14 protein-coding genes are annotated in these 13,951 nt (G+C 70.2%); 7 read left to right on the forward strand and 7 right to left on the reverse strand.

Going from position 1 to position 13,951, the window contains the following annotated elements:
- The first annotated feature begins 80 nt into the window (after positions 1-80).
- Complete coding sequence (locus ACFVM3_RS31770) at positions 81-371, forward strand: hypothetical protein (RefSeq protein WP_378443617.1); 291 nt, start codon at positions 81-83, stop codon at positions 369-371.
- On the opposite strand, the gene ACFVM3_RS31775 is transcribed toward ACFVM3_RS31770, so the two are convergent.
- The gene (locus ACFVM3_RS31775) at positions 368-1,306 is read right to left on the reverse strand and encodes a GlxA family transcriptional regulator (protein ID WP_378443618.1); all 939 of its coding nucleotides are present in this window, start codon (positions 1,304-1,306) and stop codon (positions 368-370) included. The two genes, ACFVM3_RS31770 and ACFVM3_RS31775, sit on opposite strands and share 4 nt — an antisense overlap.
- A gap of 92 nt (positions 1,307-1,398) precedes the next feature.
- Between ACFVM3_RS31775 and ACFVM3_RS31780 the strand changes: the two genes are divergently transcribed.
- The 4 genes from ACFVM3_RS31780 to rnhA are packed head-to-tail and all read left to right on the forward strand — an operon-like array spanning position 1,399 to position 3,877.
- A complete protein-coding gene (locus ACFVM3_RS31780; protein ID WP_034319495.1) occupies positions 1,399-1,818 on the forward strand; it encodes a DUF6010 family protein in 420 nt (139 codons plus the stop codon).
- 25 nt (positions 1,819-1,843) lie between these two features.
- A complete protein-coding gene (locus ACFVM3_RS31785; RefSeq protein WP_378443619.1) occupies positions 1,844-2,137 on the forward strand; it encodes a putative quinol monooxygenase in 294 nt (97 codons plus the stop codon).
- Positions 2,138-2,182: 45 nt separating this feature from the next.
- Positions 2,183-3,373 carry a DNA polymerase IV gene (gene dinB, locus ACFVM3_RS31790; protein WP_378443620.1) on the forward strand — a complete coding sequence of 397 codons (1,191 nt, stop codon included), beginning with the start codon at positions 2,183-2,185 and terminating at the stop codon, positions 3,371-3,373.
- 21 nt (positions 3,374-3,394) lie between these two features.
- Complete coding sequence (gene rnhA / locus ACFVM3_RS31795) at positions 3,395-3,877, forward strand: ribonuclease HI (RefSeq protein WP_340682934.1); 483 nt, start codon at positions 3,395-3,397, stop codon at positions 3,875-3,877.
- Here rnhA and ACFVM3_RS31800 read toward each other — a convergent pair.
- The 4 genes from ACFVM3_RS31800 to ACFVM3_RS31815 form a co-directional block, all read right to left on the reverse strand.
- The gene (locus tag ACFVM3_RS31800; protein ID WP_378443621.1) at positions 3,874-4,545 is read right to left on the reverse strand and encodes a hypothetical protein; all 672 of its coding nucleotides are present in this window, start codon (positions 4,543-4,545) and stop codon (positions 3,874-3,876) included. The genes rnhA and ACFVM3_RS31800 overlap by 4 nt on opposite strands.
- Positions 4,546-4,741: 196 nt before the next feature.
- Entirely contained in the window at positions 4,742-5,239 is a 498-nt protein-coding gene (locus ACFVM3_RS31805; protein ID WP_378443622.1) for a hypothetical protein, read from the reverse strand.
- A complete protein-coding gene (locus tag ACFVM3_RS31810; protein ID WP_378443623.1) occupies positions 5,236-6,648 on the reverse strand; it encodes an ATP-binding protein in 1,413 nt (470 codons plus the stop codon). The genes ACFVM3_RS31805 and ACFVM3_RS31810 overlap by 4 nt, the downstream gene beginning before the upstream one ends.
- On the reverse strand, positions 6,645-7,334 hold the full coding sequence (locus ACFVM3_RS31815; protein WP_378443624.1) for a response regulator: 690 nt from the start codon (positions 7,332-7,334) through the stop codon (positions 6,645-6,647). The genes ACFVM3_RS31810 and ACFVM3_RS31815 overlap by 4 nt, the downstream gene beginning before the upstream one ends.
- Before the next feature lie 110 nt (positions 7,335-7,444).
- Here ACFVM3_RS31815 and ACFVM3_RS31820 point away from each other — a divergent pair, with 110 nt between their 5' ends.
- Positions 7,445-8,392, forward strand: a complete 948-nt coding sequence (locus tag ACFVM3_RS31820; protein ID WP_378443625.1) for a phosphatase PAP2 family protein — start codon at positions 7,445-7,447, stop codon at positions 8,390-8,392.
- A gap of 72 nt (positions 8,393-8,464) precedes the next feature.
- Here ACFVM3_RS31820 and ACFVM3_RS31825 read toward each other — a convergent pair whose 3' ends face one another.
- Positions 8,465-9,967: a diguanylate cyclase gene (locus ACFVM3_RS31825; RefSeq protein ID WP_378443626.1), complete on the reverse strand. Its 1,503-nt coding sequence runs from the start codon at positions 9,965-9,967 to the stop codon at positions 8,465-8,467.
- A gap of 147 nt (positions 9,968-10,114) precedes the next feature.
- On the opposite strand from ACFVM3_RS31825, the gene ACFVM3_RS31830 reads away from it, so the two are divergent.
- Positions 10,115-11,335, forward strand: coding sequence for a cytochrome P450 (locus ACFVM3_RS31830; protein WP_378443627.1), 1,221 nt, complete (start codon positions 10,115-10,117; stop codon positions 11,333-11,335).
- An 89-nt stretch (positions 11,336-11,424) separates the two neighbouring features.
- Here the strand turns inward: ACFVM3_RS31830 and ACFVM3_RS31835 are convergent, their stop codons facing one another.
- The gene (locus ACFVM3_RS31835) at positions 11,425-13,695 is read right to left on the reverse strand and encodes a tetratricopeptide repeat protein (protein WP_378443628.1); all 2,271 of its coding nucleotides are present in this window, start codon (positions 13,693-13,695) and stop codon (positions 11,425-11,427) included.
- Positions 13,696-13,951: the final 256 nt, after the last annotated feature.

A 13,951-nucleotide genomic window follows, 5' to 3' on the forward strand; every position in this document is an offset into this window, starting at 1 on the left:
CCTCGAGAAAAATCCGTTCGCCGTGTCGAACCGGCGCGGGCCCGTTCGACGTGTGAGTAAGAGAAGGAACGGAGAATCCGATGTCGCATTCACTGGGCCCGCTGGCGAACAACCTCGCCGCCTACGCCATCTACTCGACCGCGCAGACCGAGATGCGTCACGCCTACAAGCTGATCGACGCGGGCGACTACCTGGGCGCCGCCGCGGAGATCGACTCCGCCGCACGCGCCGCCGAAGTGCTCGCCCGCGCCACCTTCGACCTGGACGCCGAGCGCTCGGAACGCTGGCTCAGAGTCGTCGCCGCCCGGAAGCGATTCGCCGAACAGGCCCGGGCGCGGGCGTCGGACACCGGCCTGGCCGTCGCCGCTTAACGGAAAGCGCGCCGATAGGTGCCGGGGCTGACGCCGGTCGTGCGCTTGAACCGGTCGCGGAACGCGGTAGGCGAACCGAAACCGACCTCGGCGCCGATCCGTTCGACCGCGTGCTGAGTGGTCTCCAGCAGATGCTGTGCCTGCCGGACCCTCGCGCGGTGCAGCCATTGCAGCGGCGTCGTCCCGGTCTGCTCGCGGAAATGCCGGATCAGGGTGCGCGTGCTCATCCCGGCGCGGGCGGCGATGTCGGCCAAGGTGAGCTCGCGCGCGAGATTCTCCTGCATCCAGAGCAGAGTGGGCTCCAAGGCCGTGCCTCGGGGAGCGGGCGGATGCCGCAACGCGATGAACTGCGCCTGCCCGCCCTCGCGTTCCAGCGCCATGACCGAAAGGCGGGCGGCGTCGGCCGCGATCGCGGAGCCGTGGTCCCGCCGGATCAGATGCAGGCACAGATCCAGGCCGGCGGCGGCGCCCGCGGACGTCAGGATCTGCCCGTTGTCGACATAGAGCACGTCCGGATCGACATCGATCTCCGGATACGCCGCGGCCAACGCCTCGGCGGCGACCCAGTGGGTGGTGGCGCGAAGGCCGTCGAGCAGGCCCGCGGCGGCGAGAACGAAGGTGCCGGAACAGATCGAGGCGATCCGCGTGCCTCTCGCGGCGGCCGACGTGAGCGCGTCGCGGACGGTTTCCGGCAACGGCCCGGCCGGGTCCGCGGTGCCGGGGACGATGATCGTGTCGGCCTCGCGCAGTGCCTCCAGTCCCCATGGCGCGCGCAGGGTGAAGTGCCCGGCGTCGACCTCCGGGTGTTCGGCGCAGACGAGCAGCCGGTAGCCGGCGCTTCCGTCCGCGAGCCGGGTGCGGGTGAAGACCTCGATCGGCGTCGAGAGGTCGAACGGGATCACCTTGTCCAGCGCGAGGACGGCGACGGTGTGCATGGCCGTAAGGTACCCGCCCGATGGCGAGATCCCGTTGGAAGGCGTCGTTCACGCCACTGGGAGCGTGCCGCGGCCGGTTCTAGCGTCGAACCATGATGATCATCGCGCCGATTCTCGTCGGCCTCGTCTATGTCGTGCTGATGTCGCTGATCCACGAACCGCACCGCCGCCGCTTCAACGCGATCATGGTGGCGGGGGCGGGCGCCGCCTATCTGAGTGGCGGCGGCCTCGGGATCTGGGAGTTCGCGTTCGCCGCGGTCGTGACCTACGTGGCTTACCGTGGCCTCGAATCCTGGACGTTCATCGGTATCGCCTGGCTGCTGCACACCGGCTGGGACGTCGTCCACCACCTCAAGGGGGCACCGATCATCCCGTTCCTGCACGATTCGTCGTTCGGCTGCGCGATCTGCGACCCGGTGATCGCGATCTGGTGTTTCGCCGGCGGGCGATCGGTGACGGATTTCGTCCGCGCCCGTGTCGGTTCCCGGCGTCCGCGTTCGTCGGTGGGGTGAACCGACCGGACGAAGGGATAGAGAGATGACCGTGATCGTGGCGGGCAAGGTGTACGTCGACCCGGAGGAGCGGGACCGGTACGTGGCCGGGCATCAGGTGATCGTCGAGAAGGCGCGGGCCTACCCCGGATGTCTCGACCTGGTGATCTCGGCGGACACGCTGGAACCGGGCCGGGTGAACATCTTCGAGTACTGGGAGTCGGAGGAGGTGCTGAACGCCTGGCGCGCGATCTCGCCGAGGCCGACGTACTCCGCCGAGATCCGGGACGGGGAGGTCTTCAAGCACCGGGTTTCTTACTCCGGGCCGCCGTTCGACTGAGCCGGGTGCTTGGTCGTTGGGCCGTTTGATGCGAACATATGTTCTATGACGACCGAGGGTCCCATCCTGCACGCCGACCTGGACTCGTTCTACGCGTCGGTCGAGCAGCGTGACGACCCCAGGTTGCGCGGGCGGCCGGTCATCGTCGGCGGCGGCGTGGTGCTGGCGGCCAGTTACGAGGCCAAGGCGTTCGGCGTCCGCACGGCGATGGGCGGCGGCCAGGCGCGGCGGTTGTGCCCGGACGCGATCGTGGTCCCGCCCCGGATGCACGCGTATTCGGCGGCGAGCAAGGCGGTCTTCGAGGTCTTCGGCAACACGACGCCGCTCGTGGAAGGCATCTCGATCGACGAGGCCTTCCTCGACGTCGGCGGGCTGCTGAAGATCGCGGGCACGCCGAGCCGGATCGCGGCGAAACTGCGCAAGGACGTCCTGGAGCAGGTCGGCCTGCCGATCACCGTGGGCGTGGCGAGGACGAAGTTCCTCGCGAAGGTGGCCAGCGGCGTCGCGAAACCCGACGGCCTCCTCGTCGTACCGCACGACAAGGAGCTGGAGTTCCTGCACCCGCTTCCCGTCGAGCGGCTGTGGGGTGTCGGCAAGGTGACGGCACAGAAGCTGCGCGAGCGCGGCGTGACGACGGTCGGGCAGATGGAGGGGTTCGGGGAGAAGGAACTCGTCCGGATGCTCGGCCGCGGCGTCGGCACCCACCTGCACGCCCTGTCCCACAACGACGACCCCCGCCGCGTGCAGACGGGCCGTCGCCGCCGGTCGATCGGGGCGCAGCACGCGCTCGGCAGCAGGCCGCGGTCACCCGCCGAACTCGACGCGATGCTGCTGACCCTCGCCGACCGCCTCGCCCGTCGCCTGCGGGCGGCGCACCGGGTGTGCCGCACCGTCGTGTTGCGGATGCGGTTCGCCGACTTCACCAAGGCGACGCGTTCGCACACCCTCATGGAGGCGACGGAACAGACCGGCGCGATCGTCGCGGCGGCCCGAGACCTGCTCGCGGCGGCGAGACCGCTGATCGACGAACGCGGGCTCACGCTGATCGGGCTGGCGCTCACGAATCTGTCGAAGGACGACGCGATCCAGCTGGCCTTGCCGTTCGGTGCGAAGCCGAGGGACGCGCTCGATACGACGCTCGACACCGTCCGGGACCGGTTCGGGTCGAAATCCATCACGCGCGCGGTGCATCTGGGGCAGGCCGAGCGGCCGTGGGTGCCGCTGCTGCCGGACTGAACCCGTCGCTAGGGTGTCCCGGTGGCGGAAGTCGAGATCTACACCGATGGCGCGTGCAGCGGGAATCCCGGTCCCGGCGGCTGGGGCGCGGTGCTGCGGTACGGCACCGTCGAGAAGGAGATCTACGGCGGGGATCCCGGGCCGACCACGAACAACCGGATGGAGCTGACCGCGCCCATCGAGGCGTTGGAAAGCCTGAAGCGCCGGGTCACGGTGGACATCTACACCGACAGCACCTATGTCCGGAACGGCATCACCAGCTGGGTGCGGAACTGGAAGAACAACGGCTGGATGACCTCGGCCAAGACGCCGGTCAAGAACGCCGATCTGTGGCGCCGTCTCGACGAGGCCGCGTCACGGCACGACGTCGAATGGCATTGGGTCAAGGGCCACGCCGGGCATCCGGAGAACGAGCGGGCGGACCGGCTCGCCGTCAAAGGCGTGGAAGAGGTCGTCGGACGACCGGTGATCCAGCCCGGCGAGCGGCCCGCCCGGAATCGTTAGCAGCTGACGGTGACCTTCGCGCTCTTGGCGAAGGAGACGTGGACGTGGTCCATGTGGTTGGCGGTCGCGCCGCCGCGGTCCTCCATGGTGTCCCAGCCGCTGCCGTCGTTGTAGCGCTGGCGCCAGATGACGTAGGTGACGCCGAAGTCCTTCTGGTTGGCCATGAGGTACTCGGCGATCGCGTTGCCGGTGGCGGTGTCCACCATGAAGTCCAGCGCGAGGCCGGAGGGGTGGTCGCTGGCGTTCGCCCGGCCGGCGACACCGCCGACGGTCTTGACGCCGAACTTCGCCTTGACGTGGTTACCGACCTGGGCCACGTGCGGTTTGGTGCCGGCGAGGTCGGTGGAGCACGCCGTCGCGGCGGGCACGGTCTTCTTGACCGGCGCGGGGGCCTTGGTCGACGTCGTCGGCTTCGGGGGAGCCGAGGAGGTGGACGGAGGCGGTGTGGTCGTCGTGCTGGAGGGCGGGGTGCTGCTGGTCGACGGCGGGGGCGTCACGCTGGAGGACGGGGGAGCCTTCACCGCGAGCGCGGCACTGGCCGCTTCGACGTCGGGGGAACCTGCGGTGGTCAGCCACATCGACGCCGGGAGCGCCGTGGCGACCGCTGCCGCGATACCCGCGGGGAGCTTCCACTGCGGAGCCTTGTTCTTGCGATGTCTGCCGGCCATTTCTCTGATCACTCACCACTTCGGGGACGGGAACTCGCGTCGGGGGCCGCGAGCTCCGGGCAACATTACGAAAAGGACACGGCAATGTCACGCCCGAGTGTGTTCGCCCACAGTTACGGTGATCCGTGAACCAAAAGAGGCTCACGTCCGTACAGACACAAGAAGTGCTTTTATGTGAGCACTGTGAGTGACGAGTTCAGTCCGCTTTGCAGGACTGGAAGTACATCTTGTCGTCCGGTGAGGACACGTTCACTCCCGGGGTGACCGGAGCCCGTCCGGTGTCCGCCGAGGCCGCGATCGTCGTGCAGACCAGCTGGTTGATGGCCTGATCGGACAGTTTGCGGACGGAGAACGGCAGCACGATCGACATCGGGTTGCCTGAATACACCTCGACCCGCCCGATCTCCGGCGGGACGAAGGTGGTGAGCCCCTGCGCGGCTTCCCGCTCGGTCGGTCCCTTGAGCAGCATCGTGACCGCGCCTTCGGGGGAGATGAAGCCTTCGCTGGGCCGGGCCACCGGGATGACACGGCCGTCGGAGACGAAGTACAGCGTCAGACCGGCGCGAACGTAGGTCCCCGTGGTCGCGCGGATCGACGGTCCGGGCCCCGCCGGGACGACGCCGGTCGGCTGGACGCCGCAGGCCGCCACCAGCGTCGCGGCCGCGAGGGCGAGCAATACCAGGGCCCTTCTCATCGCGTCCCTCCTTCGGTCCGGTGCGGCAGGCGCAGGACGAACCGGGCGCCGTGCCCGGTGTCGGCGGCGGTGATGTCGCCGCCGTGCAGACGGGCGTTCTCCAGCGCGATCGCCAGGCCCAGCCCGCTGCCCTCGGAACGGGCGCGGGCGGTGTCGGCCTTGGTGAACCGGTCGAACACATGCGGCAGGACCTCGGGATCGATACCGGGCCCATGGTCCTCGACCTCCAGGGTGACGCCGTCGCCGCCGGCGCGCAGACGGACTTCCACCGGGGCCGCGCCGTGCCGGAACGCGTTGCCGACGAGATTGGCCACGATCAGGTCGAGCCGCCGCCGGTCGACGCGGGCGAGTACCCCTTCCGGCAGGTCGGTGACCAGGTCTGCGCCCTCGCGCCAGCCGCGGGCGTCGAGACTGTCCCGGATCGCCGTCGCGAGATCCCATTCGTCGAGTACGAGTTCGGCGCGGCCCGCGTCGAACCGGGAGATCTCGACCAGGTCCTGGACCAGCCGGGTCAGCCTCCTGGTCTCGCCCGAGACCAGCCGTGCCGCGACGGCGGTGTCCGGCGGCAGGGTGTCCGCGTCCTCGTCGAGGACGTCGGTGACCGCGTTCATCGCCGCGAGCGGCGTGCGGAGCTCGTGCGAGACGTCGGCGACGAACCGGCGCGCGTCGGCCTCCATGGCTCTCAGCTCGCCGACGGTGCGTTCCAGTTCGGCGGCGGTGTTGTTGAAGGTCGTGACCAGTTCGGCCAGCTCGTCGGACCCCTTGGCTGGCAGCCGGACGTCGAGCCTGCCCTCACCGAGCTGGGCGGCGGCGGTGTTGAGCGCCCGAACCGGTCTCAGCACCTGTCTCGCCGCGAGCAGGGCGAGGGCCGCGGCCAGCGGAAGGACGAGCGCGGCCGTCTGCCAGGCCGATTTCGCGAGTTCGTCGATGGCCTGTTGCTGCTGGACGAGCGAGGTGAGCGAATAGACCTCGATGCCACTGGCCCCCATCGACCCGTCGGGTTGCCGCGTCAGCACCGGCAGGCCCACCTGGAGTTCGGGGCCGTCGTCGCGGTCGAGCCGCTGGAACTGGATCCGGATGTCGCCCGCGACCGTCCGCCGCAGTTCGGTCGAGAACCTGGTCAGGTCGGGGCCGTTGACCGACCGCAGGTTCCCGCTGACCGCGACGGCGTTCAACCGCAGGCTGCCCGCGAAGTCGTTGAGCTGGTCCTGGGTCGGTGGCGTGGACAGCGGGCGGGCGTAGGCGCCGACCCGGTCCTTCAGCTGGTCCATCGCCGCGTCCTGGACGGCCTTGAGGATCGCGTTCCTCGCCGAGACGTAGCTCGCCCCCGCCGCGGCCGCCGCCCCGATGATCGTCATCGCCGCGAAGGCCAGGATGAGCCGGGGCCGCAGCCCGGAGAGCAGCCTCATGAACGGCCGAACCGGTACCCGAAGCCGCGGACTGTCTGGACGTGTTCGGGTTTCGCGGGAACGTCTTCGATCTTCGCGCGCAGCCGCTGGACACAGGCGTCGACCAGCCGGGAGTCGCCGAGGTAGTCGTGATCCCAGACGGCGGAGAGGATCTGCTGGCGGCTGTAGACCTGGCCGGGCGTGCGCGACAGCTCCAGCAGCAGTTTCAGCTCGGTCGGGGTGAGCGAGACCGGCTCGCCGTTCTTCGTGACCACCAGGCCCGCCCGGTCGATGACCAGGCCGCCGTGCCGCTCGCCGGCGGCGTCGTCGGTCGCGGGCTTCTCGCTCACCGCGCGCCGCAGCACCGCCCGGATCCGGGCGTCGAGCACGCGGGGTTCGATCGGCTTGGTCACGTAGTCGTCGGCGCCGGCCTCCAGCCCGGCCACGATGTCGAAGTCGTCGCTGCGGGCGGTGAGCATGATGATCGGCACCTCGCCCGCCGAGCGGATGCGGCGGCAGGTCTCGAAGCCGTCGATGCCGGGGAGCATCAGGTCCAGCACGACGATGTCGGGCTGGAACACCCGCAGTTTCTCCAGCCCGAGCTCACCGCTCTCGGCGGTGTGGACGGTGTGCGCCTGACGGCGCAGCGCGAGTTCCAGCCCCTCCCGCACGGACGCGTCGTCTTCGATCAAAAGGACACTTGCCACGCCGCCATTATTCGGATGTCTTCGCGCGTGTGCGACTCGGCTCGATCTTGTAGCAGAACCATGACATTGTCCGGACCTCACGGCTAAACGTCGTGGGGACAGTGAGACGTATGGCCCTACTCACCCACGAAGCGAAGCCGACCCACGCCCGCCGTCCGCTGCCGGGACGGCACGCCGAGACCAGGCGGACCCTCTCCAGGGCCGTGTTCCAGCTCGCCACCGGACTGGGACTGGCCGTCGCGTTCCTCGTGACCTATGTGCTCTTCGTGCACACGTCGGCCGGGCAGCTCGCGGAGAACGGCGTCGTCCGCAGCGCGCAGTCCGGCCAGTGGTCCACAATGGACTGGGCGGGACCGCTGCGCGACCAGGACATGGTGCTCGTGATCGGCGCCGCCGGGATCGGGCTTGTCGTCCTGGCGCTGCTCCGGCGCAAACCGGGCCTCCTTGTTCCCGCGCTGAGCGTCCTCGTGCTCCCTCTGATCGCCGCGCAGTTGCTGAAGCTCTATGTCCTCGTCCGCCCCGAACTGCCCGACGGCGGCCGCGGGCCGGGGCACAACAGTTTCCCCAGCGGGCACGTCAGCGCCGCCATGGCCATCTTGATGGCGCTCGCTTTCGTTCTGCCGCAGCGGTTCCGCCCGGTGATCATCGGGATCGGCGGCGTCGCCGTCGCCTGGGTCGCGTCGTCGACCATCGCGCTGGGCTGGCATCGGCTCAGCGACACGGCGGGTGCCTGCCTGCTGGCGGCGTCGTTCGCCTGCCTGCTCGCCGCCTGGCTGACCACCCGGCGCCGGGACCTGCGCCGTACCCCCGCTTCGCTGGTCGCGCTGGCCGCGGTGCTGCCCACCGGGATCGTCCTGATCGGCTTCGCGGTGCTGAGCACGGCGACCGCCGGGGCCGCCCAGTTCGTCGCCGCGCTGGTGCTGGCCGCGTGCGCGGCGGTGGGAATCGTGCTGGTCGCGCTGTGGCCCTTGCGCGGATCCGCGTTCGAACGGCGGACCGGAGTGGAGACCAGGGTGGTCGGCGATCTGCTCGAGACCCGTCTGGTGACCCGTCGCTGACGCGGCTTGGGCCGTAACTCGCGAGTCGCGCCTCCGATCACGCGAGTTATGGCTGGAAGCACGCGTCTTACGTCAATCCCGGCGCGAGTCTCCGGCCCGGCTCAACGGCGACGTCGGCGTCCGGGGCGAAGGCGGGACCGCGGACGGTGCCACGACCACGCGGTTCCGCCCGTTCCGTTTCGCTTGGTACATGGCAGCGTCGGCCGCACGGAACAGCTCGCCGTAGTCCGTCGAATGTTCGGGCGAGAGGCCGACGCCGATCGACACGGTGCAGCCGTGGATCGGCCCCACCGCGCGGGGTTCGTTGGTGGCGTGCCCGCTGGCGAGTTCGGTCAGGCCGGTGATGGCGGTCTTCGCGACGGCCGTCCGGATCCGCTCGGCGATCCGCATCGCCTCTTCGCGGGTGGTATCCGGCAGCAGTACCGAGAACTCCTCGCCACCCCAGCGCCCGACGATGTCGGTGGAGCGGGTGTTCTGCCGCAGCACGGCACTGACGCAACCGAGCACGATGTCGCCGCCGGAATGCCCGTATTTGTCGTTCCACTGCTTGAAGTGGTCGAGGTCCAGCATCAGGAACGCCGTCGGCCGCCGTCCGGTCTGGTCTTCGAGCAGCCGCAGCGCCGCGGGGGCGTGGAACGAGTCCTCGGTCAGCAGTCCGGTCTTCCGGTCACGCTGGCTGCGCGCGATCGTGTCCGCCAGCGCCTGCGAGAGCCGGGTCGACCGCAGCGCGACCCCGATCATCACGAGCGGCACCAGCGCGATGTTGACCGCGCCGAGGATCGTGGTGCACGCGGCGAGTTGCAGCGCGTAGACGAAGTCCGCGTTGTCGGCCCAGCTGCCGATCAGCTTCTGCCGCCGCCAGCCGCCCCACGCCAGGCCGCGCGCGATGCTGATCAGGAGCGTCTGCGACGCGAAGTACCAGAGCGCGGCGCCCACCAGCGCGACGGCGGCGACCGCGATGTCACCCGGCTGCTGGGGGAGCGTGCCCGATTCGAGCCAGGTGTGCAGTGCCGTCAGTTCGGTGATCGTGTGCACGCCGAGGATGGAGGCGGCGTGCGCGGCGGTGGTGAAGAGGAACGTCGTCATCGCCTTGTGCGCGATGGAGTAGCGCTGCACGCGCACCATCAGCAGCAGCGCGAGTGACAACGCGGGCGGCAGCAGGACGGCCGCGCCGCCCAGCCAGACGGCGGTCTGGTCGATGTGCTCGCCGCGCCGGTCGTCGGCCCGGCGCTGCTCCTCGGGATGCTGCGTCTGGACGACGTACCAGATCGCGCAGCCCGCGATCACGCCGAAGCGGACGAGATCGGTGGTCGTGGCGGAAGCCTTGAACCCGCTGTACAGCGCCCAGGCCGCGACCGCGATCTCGGTACCGAGCATCCAGAAGACCGCCGCGGGCGGCAGCCGCCACAGTTCCCACCCCGCCGGATGCCGGAGGGTGTTCCAGGCACGGCCACGCAACCGCCAGACGCGGGCAGCGGCGAGGCCGACGGTGTCGGCGAAACCCCGGAGCGAACCGCGCGGCCGCACCGAGACCGTGGCAGGGTCGTGCTTGCCGAACTCGCTGACGAGGGTCACCTCCCACCGCTACGCACCGCACCCGCTTCGATCTTGCTGGGTCACCACAAGGGGGTGACAGGGGGACCGCGTTGACGATCGCGTGAGACAGGCCGATATCCGCGTTCGCCGGACGCTCTTCCGCCGCCGGCTGGCATCGTGGCTCGTATGTCTGATGCCGCATACGACGCCGCCGCGGTTCCCGTCATGTTCGGCCCGGAATTCGACAGGGATCCCTCACCCGCCTACGCATGGCTCCGGGCGAACGCCCCCGCGTTCCGGCTTCCGCTTCCCGGTGACACCTGGACCTGGCTGCTGACCCGGCACGCGGACGTCGTTTCCGCGATGGCCGACCCGCGTTTGTCCAAATGCCCGTCCGTCGCGGCGGACCACTGGCGCAAGGCCAACCTCGGGCTGCCCGCCGACCACCGGCCCACGCTCATCGGGCATATGAACAACTTCGAGGGCGACGAACACGCACGGCTGCGCAAGGCCTGCGCCGGTGCCTTCGGGCCGCGGCGGCTGCAGCACATGCGCGACCGCACGCACCGGCTCGCGAACGAACTGCTCGACCCGATACTGGACAAGGGCGAGGGCGACCTCGTCGAGGATTTCGCGTACCCACTGGGAATCCGGTCGATCTGCGAGCTGATCGGCATCCCGGACGGCCTGCTGGACGAGATCCGCCCGCCCGCGCTGGTGGTCGCCGCCGGCGACGTCACGGACATGGCGTCGATGCTCAAGGCGACCGACGATCTGGACGCGGTGCTCGCCGACGTCGTCGCCCGCAAACGCGCCGAACCGGGGGCGGACCTGATCAGCGACCTCCTCGCCCAGGAGGCCGCCGGGAAACTGACCGGCGACGAGGTCGCCGCGACGGCGTTCCTCACCCTGATCGCCGGGCACGAGACGACGATCAGCCTCATCGCGTCCACCGCGCTGACCCTCATCACGCATCCGGAGGAGGCGGCCCGCGCCCGCGCCGACGGCGCACACCTGACGCTCGTCATCGAGGAGGTCCTGCGCCGCGACACCCCGCTGCAGAACACGAGCTGGCGGTTCGTCATCGAACCGATGGAACTCGCCGGGCAGCGGATGGAGGCGGGCGATCCGATCCTGTTGTCGTTGCTGGCGGCCAATCGCGATCCGGAGGTGCACCCCGACCCGCTCGCCTTCCGGCCGGGTGAGCGTCCGGTGCGGCACGTGGCCTTCGGCGTCGGCCCGCATATCTGCATCGGCGCCGCGCTCGCGCGGATGCAGGCGTCCGCGGCACTGGAGACGTTGTTCGGCCGCGCGCCGTCGATGACGCTGACCGTGCCGGAGGACCGGCTCGTGTGGTGGCCGAGCGCGATCACCCGGGGCCTGCACAACCTGCCGGTGCGGCTCTAGGGACGGGCTGAAAGCGTCCTTCACCGCATGCGACGCGGTGAAAGCTCCCTTCATCGAGTCGCATGCGGTGAAAGTCCCCTTCAGCCGCTCTAGACCGCGCCTTCGAGACGGCCCCGCAGCACGCTCGCCTTCCGGTCGTCGAGATCCATGACGAGCTGGAGCGCGTCGCGCCAGACGGCCATGGCCTCGCCGGGCTGTCCCCGCGCGGCCAGCGCGCAGCCGCGTTCGTCGAGCGCGTCGGCCTGCCCCCAGACGTCGCCGCAGTTCCGGTAGGCGGTCAGCGCCTGCTCGCAGTACCCGAGCGCCTGCTCCAGATCACCGAACCGGCGGCAGGTCCTGGCCAGCGGCACCAGGGCGAAACCCATGCCGTGCTGGTCGGCGTCCTTCGCGTAGGCGTCGAAAGCGCGCAAGCCGTGTTCGAGGGCCAGGTCCCGCTCGCCGAGGTCGCGGTACGCGCGGCCGAGGTGGACCCGCGCGGTCGCTTCGCCGAGCCGGTAGCCGATCCGGACGTTCACCTCCACGCTCTGTCCGGCGAGCCGCACGGCTTCGGCGTAGTTCTCCCGCTCGTGCGCGATGTTGCCGAGCCCGACCAGCGCCCAGCCGAGGCTCGGGTTCTCGCCGATCGCTTCCGAGAGTTCTACGGCCCGGCCGAAAAGTTCGCTCGCGCGGTCGAGGTCGCCGCGCCGCCGGTGCGCCTCGGCGAGGTTGATCGCCGACCACGCCAGCCCGCCGAGGTCGCCGCCCGCCTCCGCGGACTCGATCGCCACCTCGTGGCTGGAGATCCACGTCTGCCACGGCCTGCCGAGCAGGTGGTAGTCGAACAGCTCCACCGGCAGCCGCCAGCCGATCTCGTACAGCCCGTGGTCCAGCGCCAGCCGGGCGACACCGGTGATGCTCGGCATCTCCGACGCGCACCAGATGTAGGCCTCGTCGAACGTGGCGAACCGGAGCGGCTCGACGCCTTCGGGCGCGGGTCCCAGGTCGATGTGGTGGTCGCGGGCCGGGGTCAGCGTCCAGCTCGCCGCGTTGGCGGCGTAGAGGTACCACTGGGTCAGCCGGGAGACCGCCGCCTGCCGCTCCTCCCGCCATTGCGCGGCGGCGGCCTCTTCGGCGGCGTAGACGCGGAGCAGATCGTGGAACCGGTAGTACCGCGCGCCGATCTGCTGGACGAGATGCGCGTGCACGAGCTTGTCGAGCAGCTGTCGCGCGTCGTGGTCCGGCAGACCGGCGAGCGCGGCCGCCGCGCCCGCGGTGAACCGCGGCCCGGGATGGAGGCCGAGCAGCCGGAACATCCGGGCGGTGTCGGCCTCCAGCGCGCGGTACGACCAGCTGAACGCGGCCCGGACCCCGACGGCGTCGTCGTCGACCGCGAGCAGTTCCAGCCTTCGCCCCTCGGCGACGAGTTCACGGGCGAGGTCGCCGACGCTCTGGTGGGGATGCGTGGCGACCCGTTCGGCGGCGATGCTCACCGCGAGCGGCAGCGCCGCGCACAGCCGGACGAGCCTGCCGACTCCTTCGGGATCACCGGCCGCGCGTTCGTCGCCGATGAGGTCGGCCATGAGCCGCGCCGCTTCGAGATCTTGTAGCGGCTCCAAGGAGACCTGGACCGCGCCCGTGCCGACGACCAGCCCGGACAGCCGTCGCCTGCTGGTGATCAGCACGGTGGTGTCCGGGGTGCCGGGCAGTACCGGCCGCACCTGCTGCGAGTCGAGGGCGTTGTCCAGTACGACGAGCGTGCGCTGGCCGCGCAACAGGCCCCGCAGGAGCGCGAGCCGCATGTGCTCCTCGGCGGGGACACGGTCGGGGCGGACCCCGACGCAGCGCAGAAGGTCGTCGAGGATGTCGGCGGGTTGCGCGGGAGAACCCGCCGCATAGCCGCGGAGATCCGACCAGAGGACGCAATCGAACTCCTCTTGGCGCCGGTTCGCCCAATTCAAGACGAGCGCGGTCTTCCCGACTCCGGGCGGCCCGGCCACGAAGACGACTTTGGCCGCTTCGGTGAACACTTTTTCGTCCAGTAGCGCCAAATGTTCCGCGCGGCCGACGAAAGGGTCCGGCGGCGGGGGAAGGTGCACATAGGGTTCCGCGCGGGCGGCTTCGGCGAGCACGATCAGGGCGCCGCCCGCGCCCAGCGCGCGATCGCAGGCTTCGGCGAATTCCGCGCTCGGCGGGGCGAGCCCGCGTTCGACCCGGCTGATGAGGCTTTTGTCGACATAGGCGAGTTTCTGGAGGTCCCGCAAGGCCAGCCCGCGCGCCTGCCGCCGTTGCCGCAACGCGCGTCCGAAGGTCGATGCGGCCATTGAAACCGGGCGTGCTCCACCGGTCTCGCCGGATCTGGCCGAGCCGGAATTCTCGGTCACCAGAAGCACCTTTCTTCCCGCTGCGCGGCAGATGGTGCCACAACCTTCCCATTGCCCGGGTCACAACACGGCCACCGGGTATGCGCGGAGGCGAAGCCAGCCCCCAAACTGTGCGAGAGAACGCGCCCGTTCCCCACCGGTGCGCCAGTCGAAAGGGAGGTGGATCATGCGCGACCGCGAAATGTGAGCAGGCCCGCCTTGCGAACTACCGGGCGAGTACTGATCTCCTCGGAAACCGGCCGTGGCCGCCTTTCCC

Source organism: Amycolatopsis sp. NPDC057786 (genome assembly GCF_042797905.1).
In the GTDB taxonomy this organism is placed as follows: domain Bacteria; phylum Actinomycetota; class Actinomycetes; order Mycobacteriales; family Pseudonocardiaceae; genus Amycolatopsis.

Bases quoted from the DNA above. Each gene is read 5' to 3' on its own strand.
- ACFVM3_RS31810 (WP_378443623.1), bottom strand. From the start codon at position 6,648: ATGAGGCTGCTCTCCGGGCTGCGGCCCCGGCTCATCCTGGCCTTCGCG.
- ACFVM3_RS31800 (WP_378443621.1), bottom strand. From the start codon at position 4,545: ATGGCCGGCAGACATCGCAAGAACAAGGCTCCGCAGTGGAAGCTCCCC.
- dinB (WP_378443620.1), top strand. From the start codon at position 2,183: ATGACGACCGAGGGTCCCATCCTGCACGCCGACCTGGACTCGTTCTAC.
- ACFVM3_RS31785 (WP_378443619.1), top strand. From the start codon at position 1,844: ATGACCGTGATCGTGGCGGGCAAGGTGTACGTCGACCCGGAGGAGCGG.
- ACFVM3_RS31820 (WP_378443625.1), top strand. From the start codon at position 7,445: ATGGCCCTACTCACCCACGAAGCGAAGCCGACCCACGCCCGCCGTCCG.
- ACFVM3_RS31775 (WP_378443618.1), bottom strand. From the start codon at position 1,306: ATGCACACCGTCGCCGTCCTCGCGCTGGACAAGGTGATCCCGTTCGAC.
- ACFVM3_RS31830 (WP_378443627.1), top strand. From the start codon at position 10,115: ATGTCTGATGCCGCATACGACGCCGCCGCGGTTCCCGTCATGTTCGGC.
- ACFVM3_RS31780 (WP_034319495.1), top strand. From the start codon at position 1,399: ATGATGATCATCGCGCCGATTCTCGTCGGCCTCGTCTATGTCGTGCTG.
- ACFVM3_RS31805 (WP_378443622.1), bottom strand. From the start codon at position 5,239: ATGAGAAGGGCCCTGGTATTGCTCGCCCTCGCGGCCGCGACGCTGGTG.
- ACFVM3_RS31770 (WP_378443617.1), top strand. From the start codon at position 81: ATGTCGCATTCACTGGGCCCGCTGGCGAACAACCTCGCCGCCTACGCC.